At 71.6% G+C, this 25,026-nt stretch carries 22 protein-coding genes and 1 pseudogene; 6 read left to right on the forward strand and 17 right to left on the reverse strand.

Going from position 1 to position 25,026, the window contains the following annotated elements; genetic code table 11:
* Positions 1-134: 134 nt before the first annotated feature.
* Positions 135-554: a DUF3151 domain-containing protein gene (locus tag AB0M97_RS27615; protein WP_365963686.1), complete on the forward strand. Its 420-nt coding sequence runs from the start codon at positions 135-137 to the stop codon at positions 552-554.
* Between the two features lie 158 nt (positions 555-712).
* Here AB0M97_RS27615 and fbaA read toward each other — a convergent pair whose 3' ends face one another.
* From fbaA to AB0M97_RS27650, 7 genes are all read right to left on the reverse strand, one after another.
* Complete coding sequence (fbaA, locus tag AB0M97_RS27620) at positions 713-1,744, reverse strand: class II fructose-bisphosphate aldolase (RefSeq protein ID WP_365963687.1); 1,032 nt, start codon at positions 1,742-1,744, stop codon at positions 713-715.
* A gap of 133 nt (positions 1,745-1,877) precedes the next feature.
* A complete protein-coding gene (gene pyrE / locus AB0M97_RS27625) occupies positions 1,878-2,429 on the reverse strand; it encodes an orotate phosphoribosyltransferase (protein WP_365963688.1) in 552 nt (183 codons plus the stop codon).
* Positions 2,430-2,439: 10 nt separating this feature from the next.
* A complete protein-coding gene (locus AB0M97_RS27630) occupies positions 2,440-3,228 on the reverse strand; it encodes an aldose 1-epimerase (RefSeq protein WP_365963689.1) in 789 nt (262 codons plus the stop codon).
* Positions 3,229-3,295: 67 nt separating this feature from the next.
* The gene (locus AB0M97_RS27635; RefSeq protein WP_365963690.1) at positions 3,296-4,699 is read right to left on the reverse strand and encodes an SRPBCC domain-containing protein; all 1,404 of its coding nucleotides are present in this window, start codon (positions 4,697-4,699) and stop codon (positions 3,296-3,298) included.
* A gap of 114 nt (positions 4,700-4,813) precedes the next feature.
* Positions 4,814-6,400: a polyamine aminopropyltransferase gene (locus AB0M97_RS27640; RefSeq protein WP_365963708.1), complete on the reverse strand. Its 1,587-nt coding sequence runs from the start codon at positions 6,398-6,400 to the stop codon at positions 4,814-4,816.
* Between the two features lie 236 nt (positions 6,401-6,636).
* Positions 6,637-7,233: a DUF2617 family protein gene (locus tag AB0M97_RS27645; RefSeq protein ID WP_365963691.1), complete on the reverse strand. Its 597-nt coding sequence runs from the start codon at positions 7,231-7,233 to the stop codon at positions 6,637-6,639.
* A gap of 361 nt (positions 7,234-7,594) precedes the next feature.
* The gene (locus AB0M97_RS27650) at positions 7,595-7,882 is read right to left on the reverse strand and encodes a hypothetical protein (protein WP_365963692.1); all 288 of its coding nucleotides are present in this window, start codon (positions 7,880-7,882) and stop codon (positions 7,595-7,597) included.
* A 129-nt stretch (positions 7,883-8,011) separates the two neighbouring features.
* On the opposite strand from AB0M97_RS27650, the gene AB0M97_RS27655 reads away from it, so the two are divergent.
* Complete coding sequence (locus AB0M97_RS27655; protein ID WP_365963693.1) at positions 8,012-9,196, forward strand: pyridoxal phosphate-dependent aminotransferase; 1,185 nt, start codon at positions 8,012-8,014, stop codon at positions 9,194-9,196.
* A gap of 99 nt (positions 9,197-9,295) precedes the next feature.
* Here the strand turns inward: AB0M97_RS27655 and AB0M97_RS27660 are convergent, their stop codons facing one another.
* Entirely contained in the window at positions 9,296-9,832 is a 537-nt protein-coding gene (locus AB0M97_RS27660; protein ID WP_365963694.1) for a YbjN domain-containing protein, read from the reverse strand.
* Positions 9,833-9,960: 128 nt separating this feature from the next.
* Positions 9,961-12,558, reverse strand: coding sequence for an ATP-dependent chaperone ClpB (clpB, locus tag AB0M97_RS27665; protein ID WP_365963695.1), 2,598 nt, complete (start codon positions 12,556-12,558; stop codon positions 9,961-9,963).
* A gap of 172 nt (positions 12,559-12,730) precedes the next feature.
* Here clpB and AB0M97_RS27670 point away from each other — a divergent pair, with 172 nt between their 5' ends.
* Positions 12,731-13,147, forward strand: coding sequence for a TIGR03618 family F420-dependent PPOX class oxidoreductase (locus AB0M97_RS27670; protein ID WP_365963696.1), 417 nt, complete (start codon positions 12,731-12,733; stop codon positions 13,145-13,147).
* A gap of 116 nt (positions 13,148-13,263) precedes the next feature.
* On the opposite strand, the gene AB0M97_RS27675 is transcribed toward AB0M97_RS27670, so the two are convergent.
* Positions 13,264-13,605, reverse strand: coding sequence for a hypothetical protein (locus AB0M97_RS27675; protein ID WP_365963697.1), 342 nt, complete (start codon positions 13,603-13,605; stop codon positions 13,264-13,266).
* A 295-nt stretch (positions 13,606-13,900) separates the two neighbouring features.
* Here AB0M97_RS27675 and AB0M97_RS27680 point away from each other — a divergent pair, with 295 nt between their 5' ends.
* Together AB0M97_RS27680 and AB0M97_RS27685 are read left to right on the forward strand one after the other, a co-directional pair.
* Positions 13,901-14,914 (forward strand): helix-turn-helix transcriptional regulator, encoded by a 1,014-nt coding sequence (locus AB0M97_RS27680; protein WP_365963698.1) that lies wholly within the window; start codon positions 13,901-13,903, stop codon positions 14,912-14,914.
* Positions 14,915-14,951: 37 nt separating this feature from the next.
* Complete coding sequence (locus AB0M97_RS27685; RefSeq protein WP_365963699.1) at positions 14,952-15,947, forward strand: helix-turn-helix transcriptional regulator; 996 nt, start codon at positions 14,952-14,954, stop codon at positions 15,945-15,947.
* A gap of 13 nt (positions 15,948-15,960) precedes the next feature.
* On the opposite strand, the gene AB0M97_RS27690 is transcribed toward AB0M97_RS27685, so the two are convergent.
* The 7 genes from AB0M97_RS27690 to AB0M97_RS27720 form a co-directional block, all read right to left on the reverse strand.
* A complete protein-coding gene (locus tag AB0M97_RS27690; protein ID WP_365963700.1) occupies positions 15,961-16,998 on the reverse strand; it encodes a helix-turn-helix transcriptional regulator in 1,038 nt (345 codons plus the stop codon).
* 190 nt (positions 16,999-17,188) lie between these two features.
* Entirely contained in the window at positions 17,189-18,310 is a 1,122-nt protein-coding gene (locus AB0M97_RS27695; protein ID WP_365963701.1) for a substrate-binding domain-containing protein, read from the reverse strand.
* Between the two features lie 373 nt (positions 18,311-18,683).
* Positions 18,684-19,136 (reverse strand): helix-turn-helix domain-containing protein, encoded by a 453-nt coding sequence (locus AB0M97_RS27700; protein WP_365963702.1) that lies wholly within the window; start codon positions 19,134-19,136, stop codon positions 18,684-18,686.
* 5 nt (positions 19,137-19,141) lie between these two features.
* Positions 19,142-20,308 carry a molecular chaperone DnaJ gene (dnaJ, locus tag AB0M97_RS27705; protein ID WP_365963703.1) on the reverse strand — a complete coding sequence of 389 codons (1,167 nt, stop codon included), beginning with the start codon at positions 20,306-20,308 and terminating at the stop codon, positions 19,142-19,144.
* Between the two features lie 36 nt (positions 20,309-20,344).
* Positions 20,345-21,034 (reverse strand): nucleotide exchange factor GrpE, encoded by a 690-nt coding sequence (gene grpE / locus AB0M97_RS27710; protein ID WP_365963704.1) that lies wholly within the window; start codon positions 21,032-21,034, stop codon positions 20,345-20,347.
* Positions 21,031-22,875: a molecular chaperone DnaK gene (gene dnaK, locus AB0M97_RS27715; RefSeq protein WP_365963705.1), complete on the reverse strand. Its 1,845-nt coding sequence runs from the start codon at positions 22,873-22,875 to the stop codon at positions 21,031-21,033. The genes grpE and dnaK overlap by 4 nt, the downstream gene beginning before the upstream one ends.
* A gap of 93 nt (positions 22,876-22,968) precedes the next feature.
* Positions 22,969-23,997: an MraY family glycosyltransferase gene (locus tag AB0M97_RS27720; RefSeq protein WP_365963706.1), complete on the reverse strand. Its 1,029-nt coding sequence runs from the start codon at positions 23,995-23,997 to the stop codon at positions 22,969-22,971.
* Between the two features lie 274 nt (positions 23,998-24,271).
* On the opposite strand from AB0M97_RS27720, the pseudogene AB0M97_RS27725 reads away from it, so the two are divergent.
* Positions 24,272-25,026, forward strand: a pseudogene (locus AB0M97_RS27725) (Fe-S oxidoreductase); the annotation flags it as partial.

The following is a 25,026-nucleotide window of genomic DNA, read 5'->3' on the forward strand; positions in this document are numbered from 1 at the left end:
CCTTTGGTGGAGGGCGGGTCCACCAAAGACCGAGGCCCGGGCGGCTGCCTCCTCCCGTGACCGATGCGCCCGGCGGGCCGGTGCCGCACAGTGGCCTTCGGATGCACGCCCCGCCCAAGTGGCAGACTGCAGGCATGACGACGCACAAGAACCTGCTCGGCGGCCCGGAGCCGACCCGCCTGCCGGAGAACGAGGAGGCCTACCGCCTGCTGGGCGAGCAGTCCTCGCCTCCGGACCAGGTCGCCGCGGAGCATCCGACGTTCTCGCTGGCCTGGGCGATGCTCGCCGACGACGCCTTCGAGGCGGGGCGCGTGGTCGAGTCGTACGCGTACGCGCGCACCGGCTACCACCGCGGGCTCGACCAGCTCCGCCGCTCCGGCTGGAAGGGCCACGGCCCCGTCCCCTGGGACCACCGGGCCAACCGCGGCTTCCTGCGCTGCCTGGCCGCCCTCGCCCGCGCGGCGGACGCGATCAACGAGAAGGACGAGGCGGAACGCTGCTGGCAGTTCCTGAAGGACAGCAGCGAAGAGGCATACACGGAACTGAAGCGCTAGCTCCTGTCCTTCGGAGCACCCGGGCGTCGCGGGCCGGGTCGCCCCCGGAGGCACAGCGCAGCTTCGGGCGTACCGGGAGCATGCGGAAGGGCCCGGCACCCGAGCGGGTGCCGGGCCCTTCCGGGCGCGACGCGGCGGCCCCGCAAGGGCCGGCCGGCCTACTTGATCCTGGTGCCCGCGGAGCGCAGGTGCCCGCAGGCCTCCACGACGCGCGCGGCCATCGACGCCTCGGCGAGCTTGCCCCAGGTGCGCGGGTCGTAGGTCTTCTTGTTGCCGACCTCGCCGTCGACCTTCAGCACGCCGTCGTAGTTGCGGAACATGTGGTCGACGACCGGACGGGTGAAGGCGTACTGCGTGTCCGTGTCGATGTTCATCTTCACGACGCCGTTCTCCAGCGCGGTGGCGATCTCCTCCGCCGTGGAACCGGAACCGCCGTGGAAGACGAAGTCGAACGGCTGCGTGCCGGCCGGCTTGCCGTACTTGGCGGCCACGCCGTCGTTGAGCTCCTTCAGCAGCTCCGGACGCAGCACGACGTTGCCCGGCTTGTAGACGCCGTGGACGTTGCCGAAGGACGCGGCCAGCAGGTAGCGGCCCTTCTCACCGAGACCGAGCGCCTCGGCCGTGCGCACGGCGTCGTCGACGGTGGTGTAGAGGGAGTCGTTGATCTCGTGCGAGACACCGTCCTCCTCGCCACCGGTCGGGGTGATCTCCACCTCGAGGATGATCTTCGCGGCGCGGGCCCGCTCCAGCAGTTCCTGCGCGATCGACAGGTTGTCGGCCAGGGTCTCCGCCGAGCCGTCCCACATGTGGGACTGGAACAGCGGGTTGCGGCCCGCCTTGACGCGCTCCTCGGACACCGCGAGCAGCGGACGTACGTACCCGTCGAGCTTGTCCTTCGGGCAGTGGTCCGTGTGCAGCGCGACCGTGATGTCGTACTTCTCGGCGACGATGTGCGCGAACTCGGCGAGGGCCACCGCGCCCGTCACCATGTCCTTCTTGTGCTGGCCACCCAGGAACTCGGCGCCACCGGTCGAGATCTGGATGATGCCGTCGCTCTCCGCCTCCGCGAAACCGCGCAGGGCCGCGTGCAGGGTCTGGGAGGAGGTCACGTTGATGGCCGGGTAGGCGAACTTGCCTGCCTTCGCCCGGTCCAGCATCTCGTTGTAGACCTCGGGAGTTGCGATGGGCATCTGTCCGCTCCTTGTATGTGCGGTTGCGTTCTGCGTACTGACGGCCCTGACCTAGAACCTTGGGTGCGACGTCATCGTCGGCCCCATCTTTCCAGACATGGCCCGATGGTCCACGGCACGGTCCGAGGGCTGGTCAGTCCAGCCCCAGCTCGTCCTTCGAGTACGCGAACAGATACGGCACGCCCGCGCCCTCCCGGATCTTCTCGGCGGCGCCGGTCGCCCGGTCCACGATCGTCGCCACCGCCACGACCTCGGCACCGGCCTCGCGGACCGCCTCGACCGCGGTGAGCGGCGAACCGCCGGTGGTGGAGGTGTCCTCGACCACCAGGACGCGGCGGCCCTTGACGTCCGGGCCCTCGACGCGGCGCTGCAGCCCGTGCGCCTTGGCGGCCTTGCGCACGACGAACGCGTCCAGCCTCCGGCCGCGCGCGGCAGCCGCGTGCAGCATGGCGACGGCGACCGGGTCGGCGCCCATGGTCAGGCCGCCGACCGCGTCGAAGTCCAGGTCGGCGGTCAGGTCCAGCAGCACCTGGCCGACGAGCGGCGCGGCCTCGCCGTCCAGGGTGATGCGGCGCAGGTCGACGTAGTAGTCGGCCTCCAGCCCCGAGGAGAGGGTCACCCTGCCGTGCACCACGGCCTTGTCCTTGATCTGCTGCAGCAGCGCGCCGCGTACGTCGTCCGTCATGCCTGTCAGCTTAAAGGCGGCGCCAGCTCCAGGTCGTCGTGGCCTCCAGCGGCTCCAGGGGCGTGACCAGGCGCGGGAGCGTGTTGAGCCCGTCGGGCGGACCGGTCTGCGGCTCCACGCACACCGCCTCGCGCTGCTCGTCGTACACCACGACCCACTCCTCGCGGCTGGCCACCCTCAGCTCCAGCACCTCGGGCCAGGTCAGGGTGACGTCGACGCCGCCGGGCATGCCGAAGCAGTCGTCCCAGGGGCCCGGCTCGGGGTCGACGCGGTTGCCGGTCGGCAGGTGGTCGGCGCCGCGCTCCTCCTGCCAGGCCGGCTCGAAGCCGATCCGCACCTCCCGGCCGCCGAGGCTGCGGTTGAACCACGGGTGCCAGCCGATCTGCGCCGGGAACGACGACTCGTACGTCTCCACGGACATCGTCAGCGTCAGGGCGTCCTCGGCGAGCGCCACGACCTGCGTGACACGGCCCGGGTAGGGCCAGGGCTCGGTCAGGTCGTACGTGATCACCGCCTCGGTGCGGCTCGCGCGGGCCGTGCGCCAGGCGCCGTCGCGCGCGGTGCCGTGGATGGCGTGCGGCGGGGCGTTGAGCGGCAGCTGGTGGACGACGGCGCCGTCCCGGAAGCGGCCCTCGCGGACCCGGCCGCACCAGGGGACCATCGGGAAGCAGCCGTAGCGGTCGCCCTGCCTCAGCAGCTCGGCGCCGCCGACCCGGAGCCCGCCGATCCGTCCGCCGTTGCCCGGCAGGACGGTCACCTCCGCGTCGCCCGCGGTCAGCGTGATGGGTTCGTTACTCACACGACGACCCTACTGGGGTGATCAAGAGGGCGTCCTCGGCCACCGCCCCGCCCGGCGGGACACGGCCTCACCGGCGCTTGCGCAGCACCCGGCCGACCACGATCGCGGAGGCCAGCACCACGGCCGCCGCCGGGGCCGCCCAGCGCAGCGGGGTCTGCGCGGCGACGTTCTGCGGGGCGGGGACGGGGGCGTACCGGCCGCGCGGCGGGGCGTGGTCCACCTCCTCGGCGCTGCGCCCGATCATCGTCCGCCGCGCGTGCGCGGCCTCGGCGATGTCCTCCCCGTCCATGCCCTCACCGTCGAACGCGTCGTCGGCCGCGGGATCGAGCGACGGCGGCGGCACGTCGGTGTCGAACACGGACGGCTGGGGGTCACCGTCCGCCGTCTCGTCATCCGGCCGAGAGGGCTCGGCGGTGACGTGCGCGTCGTCGGGGGTCTCGGGGCCGGGAGTCACCGGGCCGGGGGCCTGCCGCGCCTCGGATCTCTCGGCGGTGCCCGGCGCCTCGGGAGTCTCGCGGGCCTGGGAGGTCTCACTTGCCTCGGCCGTCTCCCGCGCCTCGGCGGTCTCCCGCGCCTGGGAGGTCTCCCGCGCCTCGGTTGTCTCGGAAGCCTCGGCTGTCTCCCTCGCCTCGGCTGTCTCCTGCGCCTCGGCGGTCTCCCTCGCCTCTGTTCTCTCCCTGGCCTCGGAGGTCTCGGACGCCTCAGGCGTCCTTCTTGCCTCGGCGATCTCGTTCGCCTCGGCGGTCTCGAAAACCTCGGAGGTCTCGTGGGCCTCGGAGGTCTCCCCTGCCTCGGCGGTCTCCCGCGCCTCGGTGGTCTCGGAGGCCTCGGACGTCTTCTGCCCCTTCGGAGTCTTCTGAGTCTTCGGCGTCGCAGAGGCCTCGGATGCCTTGGAAACCTTCTGCGCCTCCGTGGCCTCGGCGGGCTCGGGCGTCTCGGCGGCCTCCGGCGGCGTCCCCGGGGCCGACGGGCCGGTCGGAGCAGCCGAGGCGGCCGAAGCCGTCGGCTCTGCCGAAGCCACCGACTCCACCGGTGCCGTCGGCTCCTCGCCCGCCGTCTCGCCCACATTCTCCGCGCAGCGGTCCAGCAGGCGCAGGACGGCCGACGTCACCGCGTCCTGCGGCAGCTCCGTGACGCGCCCGTCGGCGGACGCCGTGCCCGTGAAGGTGAGGGTGGTGCCGCCGTCGGTGTCGCGGAGACGGACCGTGAGGGCGAACCGGACCGTGCCGGAGCCGCGGGACTCGGTGGCGTCGCCCTCGACGGCGTAGGCGCCGTCGTCCTGCGCGGTGACGCGGAGGGAGCCGCGGTAGGTGATGGAGTGGCTGCCGACGCGCAGCTTCAGCCGCCCGGTGACGGGCTCGGCGCCGGCGTCCTGCTGGAGCCCGGGGACCGCCCGGGCGACGCGCGCGGGGTCGGCCAGCGCCCGCCTGAGCCGCTCGGCCGGAAACGGAACGAACACCTCGTGCTCCATGTCGACGGAGCCTACCCAGTCGGGGCGGACTGCACCCTCCTGTCGGCACGAAGTCACGCCGCGCGCCGGTGGGCGGCCGGCCGCCCACCGGAAGCGTCGGACGGGCCGCGCGGGTCAGTTCGCGTAGCGCGGATGCATCAGCGTCGACGGCGGCAGGCCCGGCACCCGGGTCCGGGCGGCGGCGCGGGCGTCCGCGCGCAGCGACTCCTCGGTGAGGGTGCCCGGTCGGGGCCCGTCGGGGCCGAGGCCGAGCGGCGGGCGGGTGCGGGCGGCCAGCACGAACCCCCAGTCGCCGGGCGCGTCGTCGCGTCCGGTGGCCGTACGGTCCGGTCCGGCCGCGAATCCGGCGTCGCGCCCGCCGACCAGGTACGGCACGGTCCGCAGCCCGGCGGCACGGATCGTCGCCTCCACCGTCCAGAACACCCTCGGCCGCGCGGAGATCGGCCCGGCGTGCACGACCAGCCGCCCCGAGCCGGTCAGCGCGCGCCGGGCGAGCCCGTAGAACTCCTGCGCGTACAGCTTCGCGCTCGCCGTGATGCCCGGGTCGGGCAGGTCGGAGATCACCACGTCGTACGTCGCCGGCGCCGCCGCCCGCAGCCGCCGGAAGGCGTCGGCGGTGATGACGCGGACGCGCGGGTCGTCGTGGGCGCGGCCGTTGAGCCGGGTGAGGGCCGGGTCGCGGGAGGCCAGCCGGACGAGTTCCGGGTCGATCTCCACGATGTCGAGCCGGCGCACCTCCGGATGGCGCAGCACCTCGCGGGCGGCCATCCCGTCGCCGCCGCCGAGGACGAGCACGCGCGCGTGGGGGCCCGCGGCCATCGCGGGGTGGACCAGCGCCTCGTGGTACCGGCGCTCGTCCCGGCCGCTGATGCGCAGCCGCCCGTCGACGAATAGGGCGACGGGCCCGTGCGTGCCGCCGGTGAGGACCACTTCCTGGACGTCGGTCTGCAGCGCGACGCGCACGTGCCCGCCGAACACGGCCTGCCGGGCGGCCCGTTCGAAGTCGTCCACGAGGACGGTGGCGCCGGCGAGGACGGCGAGCACCGTGACGTTGGCGGCCAGCAGCAGCCAGCGGGACCGGCGGGTCAGGTCCCGGTGGAACAGGCCGAGCACCAGGGCGCCCCCGGCGACGACGTTGACCGCGCCGGTGAGCAGCGCGCCGGTCAACTGGCCCAGGAACGGCAGGAGGAGGAAGGGGAACGCCAGTCCGCCGACGAGCGCGCCGACGTAGTCCGCGGCGAACAGGTCGGCGACGGCGCCGCCCGCGTCCTGCCGGCGGATGCGCTGGATGAGTTCCATCAGCAGCGGCACCTCGGCGCCGATCAGCAGGCCGATGGCGAGGGAGAACGCGACGAGCAGCCAGCGCGGCCCGTCGGCCCACGGCCCGCCCCAGTCGCCGGTCCAGGCGAAGACGGCGTACAGGGCCATCGCGCTGCACCCGCCGACGAGGGCGAGCACCGCCTCGACGGTGGCGAATCCGGCGGCGGCGTGCCAGCGCAGCCGTTTGGCGGCGAGGGAGCCGACGCCCATCGCGAAGACCATGACGGACAGGACGACGGACGCCTGGGTGACCGAGTCGCCGATCAAGTAGGAGGCGAGGGCGACGAGTTCGAGTTCGTAGACGAGTCCGCAGGCCGCGCAGACGAACACGCAGGCGAGGACGAGGAACCGTCCGGTGTCCGGCCGGACGGGCAGTCGCACCGCGGGGTCCGGCTGCTCGGAGGTGCCGGGTCCGCCGGTCGTGTGGGCCCGCCCGTCCGCTCCGCCGGGCACCCCGTGTCTCCGCGGCGGGACGTCCGACGGGGCACGTGGTGGCGGATCGATCACGCTGTGACGTTACGTTACTCCTTCGGTGCACTTCGTCACCCACACGTGTGGAAAAGCCCGAGGGCGGTCACCGGATGTTTACGGCGGACCGCCCCCAGGCACCGGAAGGATCACACGGCGGACGGCCTGAGTCTGGCGCGCTCGCGCCCCCGGCCCGCGGCGCCCGTGGAGGCCGCCGCATCCACCGGACCCGCCGGGCCCGGCATCCGCACCCCCACGCGGGTGCGGGTGGCGACCAGCTGCCCGTCCTGCGGATAGGCGTGCCAGGTGCGCCAGGCGACCTGCCCCTGGTGGCGGTTGGCCAGCATCGCCGTGAAGGCGTGCGGGTTGCCGGGGAAGACGCCGGCCAGGCCGTACGGGTGGTCGGAGACGAGGGCCAGGAGTTCCTGGGCGCGGCCCGCGAACGCGCCGGGCGCCAGCACCTCGACGCGGGCCGCGAACTCGTACTCCCAGTCGCCCACCCGCTTGGCGACGCCCAGCGGCAGGGGCGTGCTGCTGCCCGGGATGCAGGCCACCGTCTCCGAGCAGGTGCCCCGGTTCTCTTCCAGCAGTACCTGGTGCGATGCACCGAGCAGCCTCAACTGCAGCTTGGCCGCGTCCAGTTCGAGGTCGAGCGTGGCCAGCGCCGGGAGGGGCTCGCGCCCCAGGGCCCAGGCGAGGTCGGCCGCGCGTGTGTCGGTGTAGGAGGTGTTCAGGGTGGTGAGCATGGAACGGCTCCGCTGGCACACATGGTGAGGTAGGTGCTGGTTCGGCGCACCCCCCGGTCACACCGGGAATTCGGCCCGGTTCAGCCCGGCCGGCCGGTCGGAAGGGGCTCCGCGGGCCGCACGTGAGGCTGCGTTGGTGCTTTAGAGGGAATCATGAACTGCGGCGGCGTCACAGCGTTTTTACCCAACTTCGGTCGGTTTCCATCCCTCAGGGGGCTACCCGGTTCACCTGTTCAACCGGGGCGTGCGCTCCGCGCGTCACGGCGTACGCCGACGGCGCGCGAGCGCCCGCCGGGAGCTGTTCCCCCGACGGGCGCTCAGGACGGATGCGTTCCCCCCGCCGAAGCTCGGCTGCCCCGTGTCAGCTGCCTCCGCCGCATCCGCCGCCGCCCCCGCAGGACGACCCGCCCCCGCAGGACGAGCCGCCCGAGGACGAGCCACAGGAGCTGCCCCCGTCGCGACCGCCGGACGAGCCCGCGTCCCCCGACGCCGCGCCCGCCCACCAGCTCGTGTCACTGCTGCCGCCGCGCCCGCGACGCGCCCGCCCGCCGACCCGCGTCGCGGGCGTCGACGCACGGTTGACGGCGACCCCGACGACGACCGCCACCACCACGAACAGACAGACCGCCAGGATGATGCCGATGACCATGGCGCCACCCTCCTTCCGTTTCCCCCGAAGCGGCCCCCCGTGGGCGCCTCGCTCACTGCGTGACACGGGGATGCCCATCCCGAATCGCGGCCAAAGCAGAGTTGAGGAACTCCAGAGCTTCGGCGCAGGATGGCCCGCATGACCTCCAGCCCGCGCCCCCTCCTCAACCGCCGGCTCGCCGAGTTCGGGACGACGATCTTCGCCGAGATGTCCGCCCTCGCCCTGCGCACCGGGGCGATCAACCTCGGTCAGGGCTTCCCCGACACCGACGGCCCCGAGGAGGTCAGGGAGGCCGCCGTGCGGGCCCTGCGGGACGGGCGCGGCAACCAGTACCCGCCCGGTCCCGGCGTCCCCGAGCTGCGCACGGCCGTCGCGGCGCACCAGCTGCGCCAGTACGGGCTGTCGTACGACCCGGACACGGAGGTGCTGGTCACGGCCGGGGCCACCGAGGCCATCGCCGCCTCGCTGCTCGCGCTGCTGGAGCCCGGCGACGAGGTGATCGCCTTCGAGCCGTACTACGACTCGTACGCGGCGTCCATCGCCATGGCGGGCGGCACGCGCGTGCCGGTCACGCTGCGTCCGGACGGCGACTGTTTCCGGCTGGATCTGGACGAGCTGCGCGCCGCCGTCACCGACCGCACCCGGCTGCTGCTGATCAACACCCCGCACAATCCGACGGGCACCGTCCTCACGCGCGCGGAGCTGGCGGCGGTCGCGGAGCTGGCGGTGGAGCGCGACCTGCTGGTGGTGACGGACGAGGTGTACGAGCACCTGGTCTTCGACGGCGCCGAGCACGTGCCGCTCGCCTCGTTCCCGGGGATGCGGGAGCGCACGGTGACGATCAGTTCGAGTGGCAAGACGTTCTCGTTCACGGGGTGGAAGGTCGGCTGGATCACGGCGGCGCCGCCCCTGGTCACGGCGGTGCGGTCGGCGAAGCAGTACCTGACGTACGTCTCGGCGGGCCCGTTCCAGTACGCGGTGGCCGAGGCGCTGGCGCTGCCGGAGTCGTACTTCACGGGCCTGCGCGAGGACCTGCGGGCCAAGCGGGACGTGCTGGCGGACGGGCTGGCGCAGGCGGGCTTCCGGGTGTTCCGGCCGGCGGGCACCTACTTCGTCACCACCGACATCCGGCCGCTCGGCGAGACGGACGGCTTCGCCTTCTGCCGCGCCCTGCCGGAACGGGCCGGCGTCGTCGCCATCCCGAACGCGGTGTTCTACGACCACCGGGAGGCGGGCGCGCCGTTCGTGCGGTTCGCGTTCTGCAAGCGGACCGAGGTGCTCCAGGAGGCGGCGAAGCGGCTGTCGGCGCTCTAAGGGGCCCGCCAGGGGCCCGGACGGCCGGAGCCCGGCCCCGGCGCGCGACCCGTGTCGGTCGGCGCCCTGGCCGGGCTCCTGAGGGCCTGGACGGGGGTCCTACTCGCCGTCCTCGGTGCCCTCGGGCTTGTCCGCTTCGTTGACCTCCTGCTCGAGGCCGAGCTGCTCCACGAGCCACTTGTCGAACTCGATGGCGGCCCGCACCCAGCTGACCGTGGACGAGACGAAGTGCTCCAGGCTCACGCCCATGCCGATCAGCATCTGCGCCTCGCCGATCAGGCGGACCGTGCCGTCGTCGTGGGTGTGGGTGTAGACCTTGGGCCACAGGGTCCGGCGGTTCCAGTCGTCGATGGACTCCAGCAGCTGGGCCTTCTCGTCGATCTTGTGGGGCCGGTCGTAGAACGTCCGCACCGAGAAGACCTGCTGGTCACCCTCGCCGCGGAACATGAAGTACGTACGGAACTGCTCCCACGGCGCCGCGAGGTCACCCTCTTCGTCGACGACGTACTTGAGCTCCATCTGCTCCAGGAGCTGCTTCACGAGGTCCTGATCCGGGACGACGGGGCCCGCGGGCCCTTGGGGCTGCGGCTCGGGCTGGCCCCCGAAGTTCGGAATCGAGGACGGGTCGATGCTCACCGTGATTTTCCCTTCGTACGGATCCCGCCATCCTCCCTCATCCGGGGAGGGGGGTGGCAAGCCCGACAGTCAGAACAGGCCCGCCTTCAGCATGAGGGCCCGGTCATGATCCACCGGCGCACACCGTGTCACAGCGTGTCGCGCGTGGCCGGTCCCACCGTCAGGCCCTCCTCCGCGCGGTCCACCCGTACCGTGTCGCCGTCCTTGATGGCGCCGGACAGGATCTCCTTGGCGAGGCGGTCGCCGATGGCGGTCTGGACGAGGCGGCGCAGCGGGCGCGCCCCGTACGCCGGGTCCATGCCCTCGTCGGCCAGCCAGGCCAGCGCCCCGTCGGTGACCTCCAGGCGCAGGCGGCGCTCGGCGAGCCGCTTGGCGAGCGCGTCGATCTGGAGCCGGGCGATCCGGCTCAGCTCGTCCTTGGACAGCGCGGAGAACACCACCAGGTCGTCCAGGCGGTTGAGGAACTCCGGCTTGAACGAGGCCCGTACGACCTCCAGCACCTGCTCCTTCTTCTCCGCCTCGGTGCTGATCGGGTCGATCAGGAACTGGCTGCCCAGGTTGGACGTGAGCACCAGGATCGTGTTGCGGAAGTCGACCGTGCGGCCCTGGCCGTCCGTCAGCCGGCCGTCGTCCAGCACCTGCAGGAGGATGTCGAAGACCTCGGGGTGCGCCTTCTCCACCTCGTCCAGCAGCACCACGCTGTACGGCCTGCGCCGCACGGCCTCGGTGAGCTGGCCGCCCTCCTCGTAGCCGACGTAGCCGGGCGGGGCGCCGACGAGGCGGGCCACGCTGTGCTTCTCGCTGTACTCCGACATGTCGATGCGGACCATCGCCCGCTCGTCGTCGAAGAGGAAGTCGGCGAGCGCCTTGGCCAGTTCGGTCTTGCCGACGCCGGTCGGGCCGAGGAACAGGAACGAGCCGGTGGGCCGGTCCGGGTCGGCGATCCCGGCGCGGCTGCGGCGCACCGCGTCCGACACCGCGCGCACGGCCTCGCCCTGCCCGATGAGCCGCCTGCCGATCTCGTCCTCCATGCGCAGCAGCTTCTGCGTCTCGCCCTCCAGCAGCCGCCCGGCGGGGATGCCGGTCCAGGAGGCGACGACGTCCGCGATGTCGTCGGAGCCGACCTCCTCCTTGACCATGGTGTCGCGGGCGACCTCCTCCTCGGCCTCGGAGGCGGCCTCCAGGTCCCGCTCCAGGGCGGGGATCTCGCCGTACAGCAGCTTGGAGGCGGTGTCGAAGTCGCCGTCGCGCTGGGCGCGTTCGGCCTGGCCGCGCAGGTCGTCCAGCTTCTCCTTCAGCTCACCGACCCGGTTGAGGGACTGCTTCTCCTTCTCCCAGCGGGCGGTCAGGCCGCGCAACTCCTCCTCCTTGTCGGCGAGGTCGCGCCGCAGCCGCTCCAGGCGCTCCTTGGAGGCCTGGTCGGTCTCCTTGCTGAGGGCCAGCTCCTCCATCTTCAGCCGGTCGACGGCGCGCTGGAGTTCGTCGATCTCCACGGGCGAGGAGTCGATCTCCATGCGCAGCCGGGACGCCGCCTCGTCCACGAGGTCGATGGCCTTGTCGGGCAGGAAGCGGGAGGTGATGTACCGGTCGGACAGGGTGGCCGCCGCGACCAGCGCGGCGTCCGCGATCTGCACCTTGTGGTGGGCCTCGTACCGGCCCTTGAGGCCGCGCAGGATGGCGATGGTGTCCTCGACGGACGGCTCGGCGACCAGCACCTGCTGGAAGCGCCGCTCCAGCGCCGGGTCCTTCTCGATCCGCTCGCGGTACTCGTCCAGGGTGGTGGCGCCGACCATGCGCAGTTCGCCGCGGGCGAGCATCGGCTTGAGCATGTTGCCGGCGTCCATGGCGGAGTCGCCGCCCGCGCCGGCCCCGACGACGGTGTGCAGCTCGTCGATGAACGTGATGATCTGCCCGTCGGAGTCCTTGATCTCGGCGAGGACGGTCTTGAGCCGCTCCTCGAACTCGCCGCGGTACTTCGCCCCGGCGACCATCGCGCCGAGGTCCAGCGCCACCAGCCGCTTGTTCTTCAGCGACTCCGGCACGTCCCCCTTGACGATCCGCTGGGCGAGGCCCTCGACGACGGCGGTCTTGCCGACGCCGGGCTCGCCGATGAGGACGGGGTTGTTCTTGGTCCGGCGGGACAGCACCTGCACGACGCGGCGGATCTCGGTGTCCCGGCCGATGACCGGGTCGAGCCTGCCCTCGCGCGCGGCGGCCGTGAAGTCGGTGCCGAACTTCTCCAGCGCCTTGTACTGGCCCTCGGGGTCGGCGGTGGTCACGCGGCGCCCTCCCCTCGCCTTGCGGAAGGCGTCCAGCAGCTTCTTGGCGGTCGCCCCCTGCCCGGAGAGTACGTCACCGGCGGCACCGCCCTTCGCGGCGATGCCGATCAGGAGGTGCTCGGTGGACAGGTACTCGTCGCCCAGTTCCTTGGCGCGGGCCTGGGCGTCGGCGACCACGGCGAGCAGCTCGCGGTTGGGCTGGGGCGGCGCGACGGTGGACCCGGTCACGCTGGGAAGCGCGGCGAGGATCTTCTCCGCGCCGGCGCGGACGGCCGCCTGGTCGGCGTCGACGGCGGCCAGCAGGTCGGTGATGTTCTCGTTCTCCTGCCCCTGGAGCAGAGCGAGGAGCAGGTGCGCCGGGGTGAGGTCGGGGTGCCCCTCGGTCACGGCGCGGTTGCTCGCCGCGTTGATCGCGTCCCGGCTCCGGTTGGTCAGCTCGGCGTCCACGTGTCCGTTCTCCTCCTGTGCGTCAGCCGTGTCTGTGGGTCAGCCGTGTCACGTCTCCCGGCCCATTCCGTCTGACATAGTCAGCGTACACAAAGTTGAGTCTATTCCACTCAAGGGCGGCTGGGGAGGCCCTGTCCCGCACTGCCCTCCGGGAACGTGAGGTTCACCTTCCATGACCAGCACCTACTCCGTGGACCCGGGCGATCCGGACGCGTCGTACCTCGCCTTCTGGCGGGAGCGGCACCTGTGCACGCTGACGACCCCGCGCCCGGACGGCACTCCGCACGTAGTTCCCGTGGGCGTCACTTACGACCCCGGGGAGCGGCTCGCCCGGGTCATCACCCGCGGGACGAGCGCGAAGGCGGCCCATGTGCGGGCGGCGGGCCCGGACGGCGCGCCGGTCGCCGTGTGCCAGGTGGACGGCCGGCGCTGGGCGACGCTGGAGGGTCGCGCACGGGTCCGTACGGAACCGGACAGGGTGGCGGAGGCGGAGCGGCGCTACGCGGAGCGCTACGGCCGGCAGCCGTCGCCGAACCCGCGGCGCGTGGTGATCGAGATCGAACTGACGGGGGCCATGGGGCGCGGGTGACGGCCGGCGGCCCGGCACGGGCCGCAAAACTGCAGCGGCGTCACCGTGTTCAGGTCACGGTGACGCCGCTGCGGGGGGGAAGCACCTGCGCGATCTGTTACGACGGGGGAATCGCGTCAGGCACTGCGGGGGGTGGCCGAGATGGTTCTGGTCCGTGTGTCGGTGGCTTCCGACTGGGCCAGCTGGTGGTCCCGCTGGTCGAGGTTCACAAAGATCATTCCGTACCGGATGGCACACCGCACGGGCTGCGGCGCGCCGCGGGGCCGACGCAGACACCGGTATGCCCGCACGTCGTCGTCCTCGTCCCGCGTGACGACGACCGGCTCACCGAACACGGTCACCATCAGCGAGTCACCGCTGTGGGGGATGGCGGTGGCCAGATCGATGAAGTGCCAGCCGGAGCGGTAGGCGGAGGCCATTTCGCGGCGGAAGGACCGGTCGTCGGGCGGTGTGGTCATCGCGATCAGTCCCACCTGGTGTCGAGAGGGCTGTCCTGCGTTTCACCGCCGGCCGTCCCGACCGTCATGGACTGAGCAGCTCCCGCCTTGTGCACGTCGCTCTTCGCACCGGAGAGGCCAGCCAGCATTCCGAAGGCCACAACGGCGGAGAAGGCGGCAACAAGTACCGAGCGAAGCATTCTCTTACTCATAGTCGGCTTCGTCCTCACTTGAAGGTCCCCTCTTCCCCCGTCGGATAAGACGATGGCTCATTCAGGCACGTAATGGCCACACGAACGGTGCATCATGTTCCTGCATGTTCAGGACCCTGGGGGGTGGAGATTTGACAACAAATCGGACCAAAGAGGCACATCCCCATGCGGTGACCGAGCTGTGCGAGGAGGGCAGCCGTCTCTATGCCAACGCCCTGCGCACAGGTCGCATCCTGCGGGCCGATGTCGAGCCCGCTCCTTGCCTGATGGAGTTCGCCCTCCTCCACCCGGACCCCGACGACGCGAACTGGCTGCGGCCGGTTCCCCCTTCGGTTGCCCTGGCGCAGCGGCTGCATCCCATCGAGCGCGAAATCACCGAGCACCGGCGGCAGTCCATCGCGCTCACCGAGGTCTTCGAGCCGTTCCTGGCCCTCAGCACCCAAGAGAGCGCTCCCACCCACTCCATCACCGTCCTGGAGGGCCTCGACCGCATCAACGCCGCGCTCGACCTCGCCACCGCCCAGTGCCGGACCGAGGTCCTCACCGTCCAGCCCAGCGGCCGGCGCAGCCCCGAGAACCGGCTCCTGGAGGCCCTGGAGCGCGACAAGCCGCTGATCGAACGCGGCGTGCGCATCCGCACCCTCTACCAGCACACCGCCCGCTTCCTGCCCGACCGGCTCGCCTACGTCGACCAGTTCGCCGAGGGCAAGGTCGAGTACCGGACCATCGACGAACTCGTCGAGCGCCTCATCATCTGCGACGAGACCGTCGCCTTCATCCCCACCCGCGAGGACCGCCAGGTCGCCCTGGAACTGCGCCACCCCGGCCTGGTCCGCTACCTGGTGAAGGTCTTCGAGTTCATGTGGGGCCGCGCCGTGCCCCTGCGCGCCGGCACGCCCTACGAGACCGACCCCGACGGCATCACCGACATCCAGCACTCCATCGCCAAGCTGCTGGTGGAGGGCCACGTGGACGAGGCCATCGCCCGCCGCCTGGGCATGAACGTCCGCACCTGCCGGGCCCACATCGCCAAGCTCGCCTCGGCGCTGGGCAGCGGCAGCCGGGCCCAGCTCGGCTACCTCATCGCGCAGTCCGGGATACTCGACAAGAATCACTGATCCCGGGGCGATCCCCCGGACAGGAGGGAGCTACCGAGTGACGTCGGCGCCCCACCCGGAGCACGGCGTGGACGACCTGTGCTCCGCAGGAACAGAGCTGTACGAACGGGCCCTGCGCGAGGGGCACGTACCGGCCGGGGACACGCACCGCGCGCCCTGCCTGGTCGACTTCGGCCTGCTGCACCCTGCCGTCGACGACCTGAGCAGGTTGGAGCCCGTCGCGCCGGCCGTCGCCCTGCACCGGCTGCTGCGGCGCTCCCAGGAGCGGATGGCCGACGAACGGCGGCGCGAGGAACGGCTCGCGGAGACCTTCGCCCGGCTCATGCGCATCAGCGGCGGCGGCCCCGCCGGCACCGACAGCCCGGCGATCCGCGTCCTCAGCGGCACCGCCCGCATCAACCAGGCCATCACCGAGGCGATGACCGACACCACGAGCGAACTGCTCTGCATCCAGCCCAACGCCCACTACACCGGCCGCCGGGGCGAGGCCGCCCAGGCCGTCTCCCTCGACCGCGACCAGGCCCTGCTGGACCGGGGCGGGCGCATCCGCACCCTCTACCAGCACACCCAGCGCCACCTGCCCATGGTCCGGGCGCGCTACGAGCGGCTGCGCGGCGACGCCGAGGCCCGCACCCTGGACGAGATCCCCGACCGGCTCATCCTCGTCGACCGCGACGTGGCGTTCCTGCCGGCCGACAAGGAGAGCCTGCTCGCCCTGGAGGTCCGCCACCCCGCGCTGGTGTCCTACCTCGCCACCGCCTTCGACCGGCTGTGGCGCCTGGCGACCCCGATGTACCCCGAGGACGTCCAGCGGCCCACCCTCAACGGCATCACCGCCCGCCAGCGCACCATCGCCGCGCTGCTCGTGGAGGGCCACACCGACGCCGTCATCGCCGAACGCCTCGGCATGAACGTCCGTACCGCCCGCGTCCACATCGCCAAGCTGGCCGCCACCCTCGGCAGCGAGAGCCGCGCCCAGCTCGGCTACCTCATCGGCAGGTCCGGCATCCTCGACCAGGGCACCGCCGGGTGACAGCGGGCCCGCCTCACCGGCCGGTCGGGGAATTCTGGCCGGGGATCGTGACGGCCGGCGCCGTGCGGGGCGGCCCCTCCAGACCCACCTGGGCGATCCGCACGCCGAGCTGGGTACGGCTCGCCGCGCCCAGCGTCTCCGACAGCCGCGCGATGTGCGCCCGGCAGGTCCGCACGCTGATCCCCAGCCGCTCCGCGATCACCGCGTCCTGGTGGCCCTCCGCCAGCAGCGCGGCGATCGCCCGCTCCCGGTGCGAGATGCCCTCGATGCCGGTGTCCGGCAGCGGCGCGGTCAGCGGGAGCGCCAGGCGCCACAGCCGGTCGAAGACCGTGCCCAGGTACTCGACGAGCGCCGGATGACGCAGCTCCAGCGCCATCGTGCGGTCGGAGTTGGCGGGGATGAACGCGACCGTCCGGTCGAACAGGATGAGCCGGTCTATCACCTCGTCCAGGGTGCGCGCCTCGACCGCGTCGCCCATCAGCTCCAGGTAGTTGAGCAGGCCCTGCCCGTGCCGCGCCACATGCGTGTACAGGTCCCGCATCCGCACGCCGCGCCCGCGCAGCTCCAGCGCCCGGTGCAGGCCCTCCGCCAGCTCGTGCTCGGGCCGGATGCCGCCGGGCTGCACGGTCAGCACCTCGGCCGTGCAGGCCTGCGTCGCCTCGTCCATGGCCGCCTGGATGCGGGACAGCCCGTCCAGGACACGGATCGCGGTGCCCTCCCCGGCCGGCGGTGACGACGCGGGGCGCCCGCCCAGGCCGGCGTACCACTCGACGGCGGCCACCACCGAGCCCACCCGGCGCTGGCTCGCCCGGACCTCGTCGTAGACGCCGCGCAGCAGCCGGGTCATGACCTCCTGGGGTGCCGTCGGCACCAGCCAGTCCATGTCGTCGGGGTCCGGGTGCAGCAGGCCCAGGTCGAGCAGGCAGGGCACCGGTTCCGCGTCGTGGCGCGGCACCCGGCTGCGACGTACGGCCCGGGAATACACGCGATCCCCGGCCTCGCACAGTCGGTCAGCACCGTGTGGATGCTCGTCCGTCCCGTGCCCGGCCATCGCCCATCCCACCCCCGGTTCAGCTCTCCGCAGCGCAACTATGCGCGTACCGAACGTGGTCCGCAACACGGCTCCCTCTGCGCGGAGCGCCCAAAAGCACCGGTTGGTGGTGGTATTTCGGGACCTCAGGAAGGAGGTGCCGCAACAAGCTGGCCGGTGGGTTCAGGACAAGCCTCGGCGCCCTGGGCGGTCAGGACTCCAGGCCGATGTCGGCGCAGTCGCCCGCGTACTTGGCGGTGCAGATGTCCGACACCTCGTAGATGCCGTCCGCGACGACGGTGTCGCCGATGTTGTCCCGCGTCAGGGCGACCACGGGGACGAGCTGCGCCGGAATGCCCTGGTGCGTGGGGCTGTCGACGCTCTCGCGGGTGAGCGCGTCGAACTGGATGTCCTTGCCCTGGACCTTCGCCACGGCCATCTCGGCCGCGTTCTCGGCCTCCTGCGGGTACGGCTTGTAGACACTCATGTGCTGCTCACCGGCCACGATCCGCTGCACCGCGGCCAGTTCGGCGTCCTGCCCGGTGACCGGCGGCAGATCGCTCACGCCCGCGGCCTTGAGCGCCTTGATGACGCCGCCCGCCATGCCGTCGTTGGCGGCGTAGACGGCCGCGATGGCGTCCACGCCGATCGCGTTGATCGCCTCGGCCATGTTGGCCTCGGCGTTCTCCGGCTTCCAGCCCTCGGTGTCGTAGGACTTGGCGATCGTCACCTTGCCGCTCAGTTCGGACAGCGCGCCCGCCTTGAACTGCTTGGCGTTCGGGTCCGTGGGCGAGCCGTTCATCATGACGATCTTCGTGGAGGCGCCGACGTCGCCGCCGAGGGCCTCCAGCAGCGAGCGGCCCTGCACCTCGCCGACGAGTTCGTTGTCGAAGGAGATGTACGCGTCGATCGGTCCCTCGGCCAGCCGGTCGTAGGCGATGACCGGGATGCCCGCCTCCTTGGCCTTCTCCACGCTGTCCGCGATGGCGTGCGCGTCGACCGCGTCCAGCAGGATCACGTCGACCTCGTCGTCCACCATCTCCTGCATCTGGCTCGCCTGCTTGGCGGCGTCCGCGTCGGCGTTGGCGTACAGGACCCGGCCCTGGTCGCGGGTCAGGGCGGCGACCTTCTTCTTGATGATGGGGTAGTCGAACTGCTCGTAGCGCGTGTTGGCCTTCTCCGGCAGCAGCAGGCCGACGGTGATGTCGTTGCCCTTGGACGGACTGGCGTCGTCGCTGCCCCCCGACCCACCCAGCGCACCACAGGCGACCAGCGAGAGGGTCATCGTGGACGCGGCCACGGATATGGCGATACGACGCATACGGGTGCTCACTTCTGTGTCTTTCCGGACGCGGGCGCAGCTGTGCGACCCGAGTGACTGAAAAGCCAACGCGCCAGGGCCCCTCAGCGTCAAGCCGAACCACTTAACGAGATGACAACACCACGCTCCGCAGTCGAGGTGGAGACAAAGGGGAACGACCTGCGGTCTCTCTCCACCCGCTGTTCACGCGACGGCGCCCCGGGGCATGGCCCTTAACCGCACAACCAACCCCATTCACCGCGAGTCGTGATCACGGAAGCCGCCCGGCCGCGCGCCCGGTGTTCGGCCGGACGACCGAACAAACTCAGCCATCGCGCGACCGGCACGAAAAGGACCCCGGAGGACAAGCCTCCGGGGTCCTTCTCGACTACGGGCGGGTGCGGGGTCAGTCCGGGGACTGCTGCCGCTTCGGCCGCCACACCACCAGCGCGCTGGTCTGCTGGACCTCCTGGTACGGCACCAGGTCGCGCCGGTACGACGCGTGCACCGCCGCCTCGCGCTGGCGCATGGCAGCCGCCGCGCCGTCCAGCGCCGCCTCCAGCTCCGCCACCCGGGACTGGAGCGCGACGACCTGGTTCTCCAGTTCGATGATGCGCTTGATGCCCGCCAGGTTGATGCCCTCGTCCTGCGACAGCTGCTGCACCTGGCGGAGCAGCTCGATGTCACGGGCCGAGTAACGGCGGCCCCGGCCGGCGGTGCGGTCCGGGGACACCAGTCCCAGGCGGTCGTACTGACGCAGTGTCTGCGGGTGCAGACCGGAGAGCTGGGCCGCCACCGAGATGACGTAGACCGGGGTGTCCTCGGTCAGCTCATACGGGTTGCGTCGACGGCCGTCCATCTCCATCAAGCTCCCTTCGCGGCCTGGAACAGCTCCGCCCGCGGATCCTCACCCGCGGTCGCCTCGCGATACGCCTCGAGCGCGTCACGAGCCTTCCCCGACACGTCCTTCGGAACACTCACCTCCACGGTGACCAGCAGGTCCCCGCGGGTGCCGTCCTTGCGGACCGCGCCCTTGCCCCGGGCGCGCATCGTGCGCCCGTTCGGCGTGCCCGGCGGCAGCTTCAGCGTCACCGCCGAGCCGCCCAGGGTCGGGACCCGGATCTCGCCGCCGAGAGCCGCCTCGGCGAACGTGACCGGCACGGTCACGGTGAGGTTGTCGCCCTTGCGGCCGAACACCGGGTGGGCATCGACGTGCACCACCACGTACAGATCGCCCGCCGGGCCGCCGCGCTCGCCCGGTGCGCCCTTGCCGCGCAGCCGGATGCGCTGCCCGTCCGCGACCCCGGCCGGGATGCGCACCTGCATGGTGCGCGACGACTTGGCGCGCCCGCTGCCCTTGCAGACCTCGCAGGCGTCCTCGGCGATCAGGCCGCGGCCCTTGCAGTCCGGACAGGGGTCGGTGAGCGAGAAGCCGCCGCCGGAACCCCGTGCGACCTGGCCGGTGCCGACGCACGTCGGGCACACCCGCGGCGTGCCGTTCTTGTCGCCGGTGCCCGAACAGGCCTTGCAGGGCTGTTGCGAGGACATCCGCAGCGGGACCGTCGCGCCCTCGATCGCCTCCGTGAAGCTGAGGGTGACCTCCGACTCGACGTCCTGCCCGCGTCGCGGCTGGGTGCGGCCGGCGGTGGTGCCGCCGCGGTTGAACAGGCCCCCGAAGACGTCACCGAGTCCGCCGCCGAAGCCGCCCGGCTGGCCCTGGCCGCCGAACAGGTCGCCGAGGTCGAAGTTGAAGGAGCCGCCGCCCGCGCCCGGCCCCGGGCGGAAGCCGCCGTTGCCGAACAGCGCGCGGGCCTCGTCGTACTCCTTGCGCTTCTTGGGGTCGCCGAGGACGTCGTTCGCCTCGGAGATCTCCTTGAAGCGCTCCTCCGCCTTGGTGTTGCCCTTGTTGGCGTCCGGGTGGTACTCGCGGGCGAGCTTGCGGTACGCCTTCTTGATCTCGGCCTCGGTGGCGTCCTTGGGGACGCCGAGGACCTTGTAGTAGTCCTTCTCAATGAAGTCCTTGGTGCTCATCCCCGACGTCCCTCCTTTCCTGCCTGGGTCGTGACGTCAGCCCTCGTCCGGGCCACCGCTCTCCTTGTCCTCCGACTGCTCGGCCGCCGCCTCCGCCTCGCCGGCCCGGTCGCTCTCCTCGGCCGGCTTGACCGTCTGCGCGCCGGGCTGCGGCTCGGCCACGGCCACCCGCGCGGGGCGGATGGTGCGCTCGCCGATGCGGTACCCCGGCTGCAGAATCGCCACGCACGTCGTCTCGGTGACGTCCGGCGCGTAGGAGTGCATCAGGGCCTCGTGGATCGTCGGGTCGAAGGGCTCGCCCTCCTTGCCGAACTGCTGGAGGCCCAGCTTCGCCACGACGGTCTCCAGCGACTCGCCGACGGACTTGAAGCCGCCGACCAGTTCGCCGTGCTCCCGCGCGCGGCCGATGTCGTCGAGCACCGGCAGGAGCTCGGTCAGGATGTTCGCCACGGCGATCTCCCGGACCGCGATCCGGTCGCGCTCGACCCGGCGGCGGTAGTTCTGGAACTCGGCCTGCAGGCGCTGGAGGTCCGCGGTGCGCTCACCGAGCGCGGAACGCGCCTGGTCGAGCTGGGCCACCAGCGCCGCCGTCTGGCCCGTGTCCCCGGCCGGGGCCGCCCCCTCCTCCGGGGAGGGGGTGGCGGCCTGCGGCTCGGCGTCTTCGGAGGTGGCGCCGGAGGGGACGTCGGGCTGCTGCTCGTCGAAGCCCGGGGTCTCCTCCGTCACGCGGCACCGTCCTTCCGCTCGTCGTCGACGATCTCGGCGTCCACGACGTCGTCGTCGGCCTTGGCCTCACCGGCACCGGCGTCACCGGCGCCCGCGGCCTGCGCGCCCTGGGCGTCGGCGTACATCGCCTGGCCCAGCTTCTGCGAGACGGCGGCGACCTTCTCGGTGGCGGTGCGGATCTCGGCGGTGTCCTCGCCCTTGAGCTTCTCCTTCAGCTCGGCGACGGCCTCCTCGACCTCGGTCCTGACGTCGCCCGGGACCTTGTCCTCGTTGTCCTTGAGGAACTTCTCGGTCTGGTAGACGAGCTGCTCGCCCTGGTTGCGGGTCTCGGCGGCCTCGCGGCGCTTGTGGTCCTCCTCCGCGTAGCGCTCGGCCTCCTCGCGCATGCGGTCGACCTCGTCCTTCGGCAGCGAGGAGCCGCCGGTGACGGTCATCTTCTGCTCCTTGCCGGTGCCGAGGTCCTTCGCCGTGACGTGCATGATGCCGTTGGCGTCGATGTCGAAGGACACCTCGATCTGCGGGACGCCGCGCGGCGCCGGGGGCAGACCGGTCAGCTCGAACATGCCGAGCTTCTTGTTGTACGCCGCGATCTCGCGCTCGCCCTGGTAGACCTGGATCTGCACCGACGGCTGGTTGTCCTCGGCCGTCGTGAAGATCTCCGAACGCTTCGTCGGGATCGTGGTGTTGCGCTCGATCAGCTTGGTCATGATGCCGCCCTTGGTCTCGATGCCGAGGGACAGCGGGGTGACGTCCAGCAGGAGGACGTCCTTGACCTCGCCCTTGAGGACACCGGCCTGGAGCGAGGCGCCGATGGCGACGACCTCGTCCGGGTTCACGCCCTTGTTGGCCTCCTTGCCGCCGGTCAGCTCCTTGACGAGCTCGGCGACGGCGGGCATGCGGGTGGAGCCGCCGACCAGGACGACGTGGTCGATCTCGCTGATGGAGATGCCGGCGTCCTTGATGACGTTGTGGAACGGCGTCTTGCAGCGCTCCAGGAGGTCCGCGGTCAGCTGCTGGAACTGGGCGCGGGTGAGCTTCTCGTCCAGGTGCAGCGGGCCCTCGGCGGACGCCGTGATGTAGGGCAGGTTGATCGAGGTCTCGGTGGACGAGGACAGCTCGATCTTGGCCTTCTCGGCGGCCTCGCGCAGGCGCTGCAGGGCCATCTTGTCCTTGGACAGGTCCACGCCGTGGCCGGACTGGAACTGCTTGACCAGGTAGTCCACGACGCGCTGGTCCCAGTCGTCGCCACCGAGGTGGTTGTCGCCGTTGGTGGCCTTCACCTCGACGACGCCGTCGCCGATCTCCAGCAGCGAGACGTCGAAGGTGCCGCCACCGAGGTCGAAGACGAGGATCGTCTGGTCGTCCTTGTCGAGGCCGTACGCCAGGGCGGCGGCCGTCGGCTCGTTGACGATGCGCAGGACGTTCAGGCCCGCGATCTCGCCGGCCTCCTTCGTCGCCTGGCGCTCGGCGTCGTTGAAGTACGCCGGGACGGTGATGACCGCGTCGGTGACCTTCTCGCCCAGGTAGGACTCGGCGTCCCGCTTCAGCTTCTGCAGCACAAACGCGCTGATCTGCTGCGGGTTGAAGTCCTTGCCGTCGAGCTGGATCTTCCAGTCCGTACCCATGTGGCGCTTGACGGAGCGGATGGTCCGGTCCACGTTCGTGACCGCCTGGCGCTTGGCCACCTCACCCACGAGCACTTCGCCGTTCTTGGCGAAGGCGACGACGGACGGCGTGGTCCTGGCGCCCTCGGCGTTGGTGATGACGGTGGGCTCGCCGCCCTCCAGAACGCTGACGACGGAGTTAGTCGTGCCCAGGTCGATGCCGACCGCACGTGCCATGGTGATTCCTCCAGCTGACTTGAGTGGAACAGGCTCAAGTGTGCACGAGGCTCAGCGCTGGGTCAACAGACCTGAGTCCAACGGACTCAACTCTTATCCATTCCTTACACGCAACCGCGCTCCGACCTGCGAAGACGGCACCGGAGGCCGCCGCCGCGGCCCGTAAACCGGGACCCGCAGCAGTGCCAGTACGACGACGGCGGCCACCGCCGCCACCCAGAGCACCGCACCCTCGCCCGCCGTGCCGGTCTGCACCAGCACCCCGACGAGTACCCCGGCCCCGCCCCCGATGCCGAGCAGCACCGCCGTGCCCTGGGGCGTCAGCCCGAGCCTGCGCAGCCGGTGCGCGAGGTGGTCGGGGCCGCGCCGCAGCAGGGGCCGCCCGGCCAGCCGCCGGGACAGCAGCACCAGCACGGCGTCGGCCACCGCCACCGAGGTGAGCGCGAACAGCACCCCTGCGCTCGGCACGAGGTCCTGCCCGGCCCGCGTCACGACCAGCGCCCCGGCGAGCAGGAAACCGGCGAACAGGGCGCCGCCCGCGCCGAGTCCGGCCCGCGCGGGCGGCCAGCTGTGCATGAGGAAGCCGGTCAGGGCCGCCGCCAGCACGCTCAGCAGCGTCGCGAGCCCGTCCATCACCTCGGCGGCGGCGCAGGCACCCGCACCGAAGGCGGCCGGCATCCCGACCACGCCCACCGGCCCGTCGGCGTGATCGAGCCCCTTGAAGGCGACGGCGACGAAAACGATCCAGCCAACGGCGAGGATGCCGCCGGGGATTCCGGTCTCGGCGTACGGCACCACGAGCACCGCCGCGACGGCCGTGCCGACGAGCAGGAAACGGGTGCCGAGCCGCCACAGGTCGGCGGCGAGCCCGAGCACGGCGACGCAGGTCGCGGCGGCGAGCAGCCGGCCGACCCCGTCCCCGAGCGGCGCGAGCCCGGTCCAGTCCCCGGCTCCGGCGACCAGCCCGGTGGCGGCGACGACGGCGGTCCCGCCGGACAGCGGAACCGGTCGCTGCCTGCGCCGTTCGGCGGCGCCGAGACGCAGGGCGGGGGCACGCAGGAGGACGGTCAGTACGGCGGCGAGGGCCAGGGCGAGGGCGGCGGCGACGATTCCGTAGAGCACGAATCAAAACTAAGCCGCATGTCATGATTTATGACGAATGGCATGATGGGGTCGGCGTGGCGCGGGCGCCACCCGGCCAGGGCCGCCTCAGCGACACAGATCACCGCACGCCTGGCTACAGTGCGAAGGAGGATCGGGGTAGTCTCGAACGAACTGGGTAAGTTACCGCTTAGTAACAGCGATTCCCAGTCACCTGCACACACCGCTCGATACCGCTCACCACATCCCCCGAATCACCCTTGAACCACCCCTCGCAGGCCCGAGGAGCCCCGAAATGCAACTCGCCGCGATCGTCGTGTCGCTGGTCCTGACCGTGGTCGGCGTCGCGCTGCTCGCGCGCGCCGTCGGTCAGTTCGTCCGGTACTTCAGGCTGGGCCAGCCGGTGCCCGCCGGCACCCGTACCGACAACCCCTACCAGCGCAGTGTGACCCTGGCACGGGAGTTCCTCGGCCACACCCGGATGAACCGCTGGGGCATCGTCGGCATCGCCCACTGGTTCGTGGCCATCGGCTTCCTGACGCTGCCGCCGACCCTGGCCCAGGCGTTCGGCCAGCTGTTCCGGGCCGACTGGGTGCTGCCGGTCATCGGCGACTTCCTGCCGTTCGAGCTCTACATCGAGTTCATCGGCGTGATGACGGTCCTCGGCATCGCCGTGCTCATCGTGATCCGCCTGCTGAGCCTGCCGTCGCGGCCGGGCCGCAAGTCCCGCTTCGCGGGGTCCAAGGCGGGCCAGGCGTACTTCGTGGAGTACGTCATCCTCACCATCGGCCTCGCCATCTACGTGCTGCGCGGCCTGGAGGGCGCACTCCACCACGTGGACCACTACGAGGCCGGGTACTTCGCCTCGTATCCGCTGGTCCTCGCCTTCAAGGGGCTCGGCGTCACCACACTCCAGAACCTCGTCTACCTGGTCGCGATGATCAAGATCTCCACGTCCTTCATCTGGATGATCGTGGTCTCGCTGAACATCAACATGGGTGTGGCGTGGCATCGGTTCCTGGCGTTTCCGAACATCTGGTTCAAGCGGAA

The sequence above is a fragment of the Streptomyces sp. NPDC051207 genome, from assembly GCF_040682395.1.
Taxonomy (GTDB): domain Bacteria; phylum Actinomycetota; class Actinomycetes; order Streptomycetales; family Streptomycetaceae; genus Streptomyces.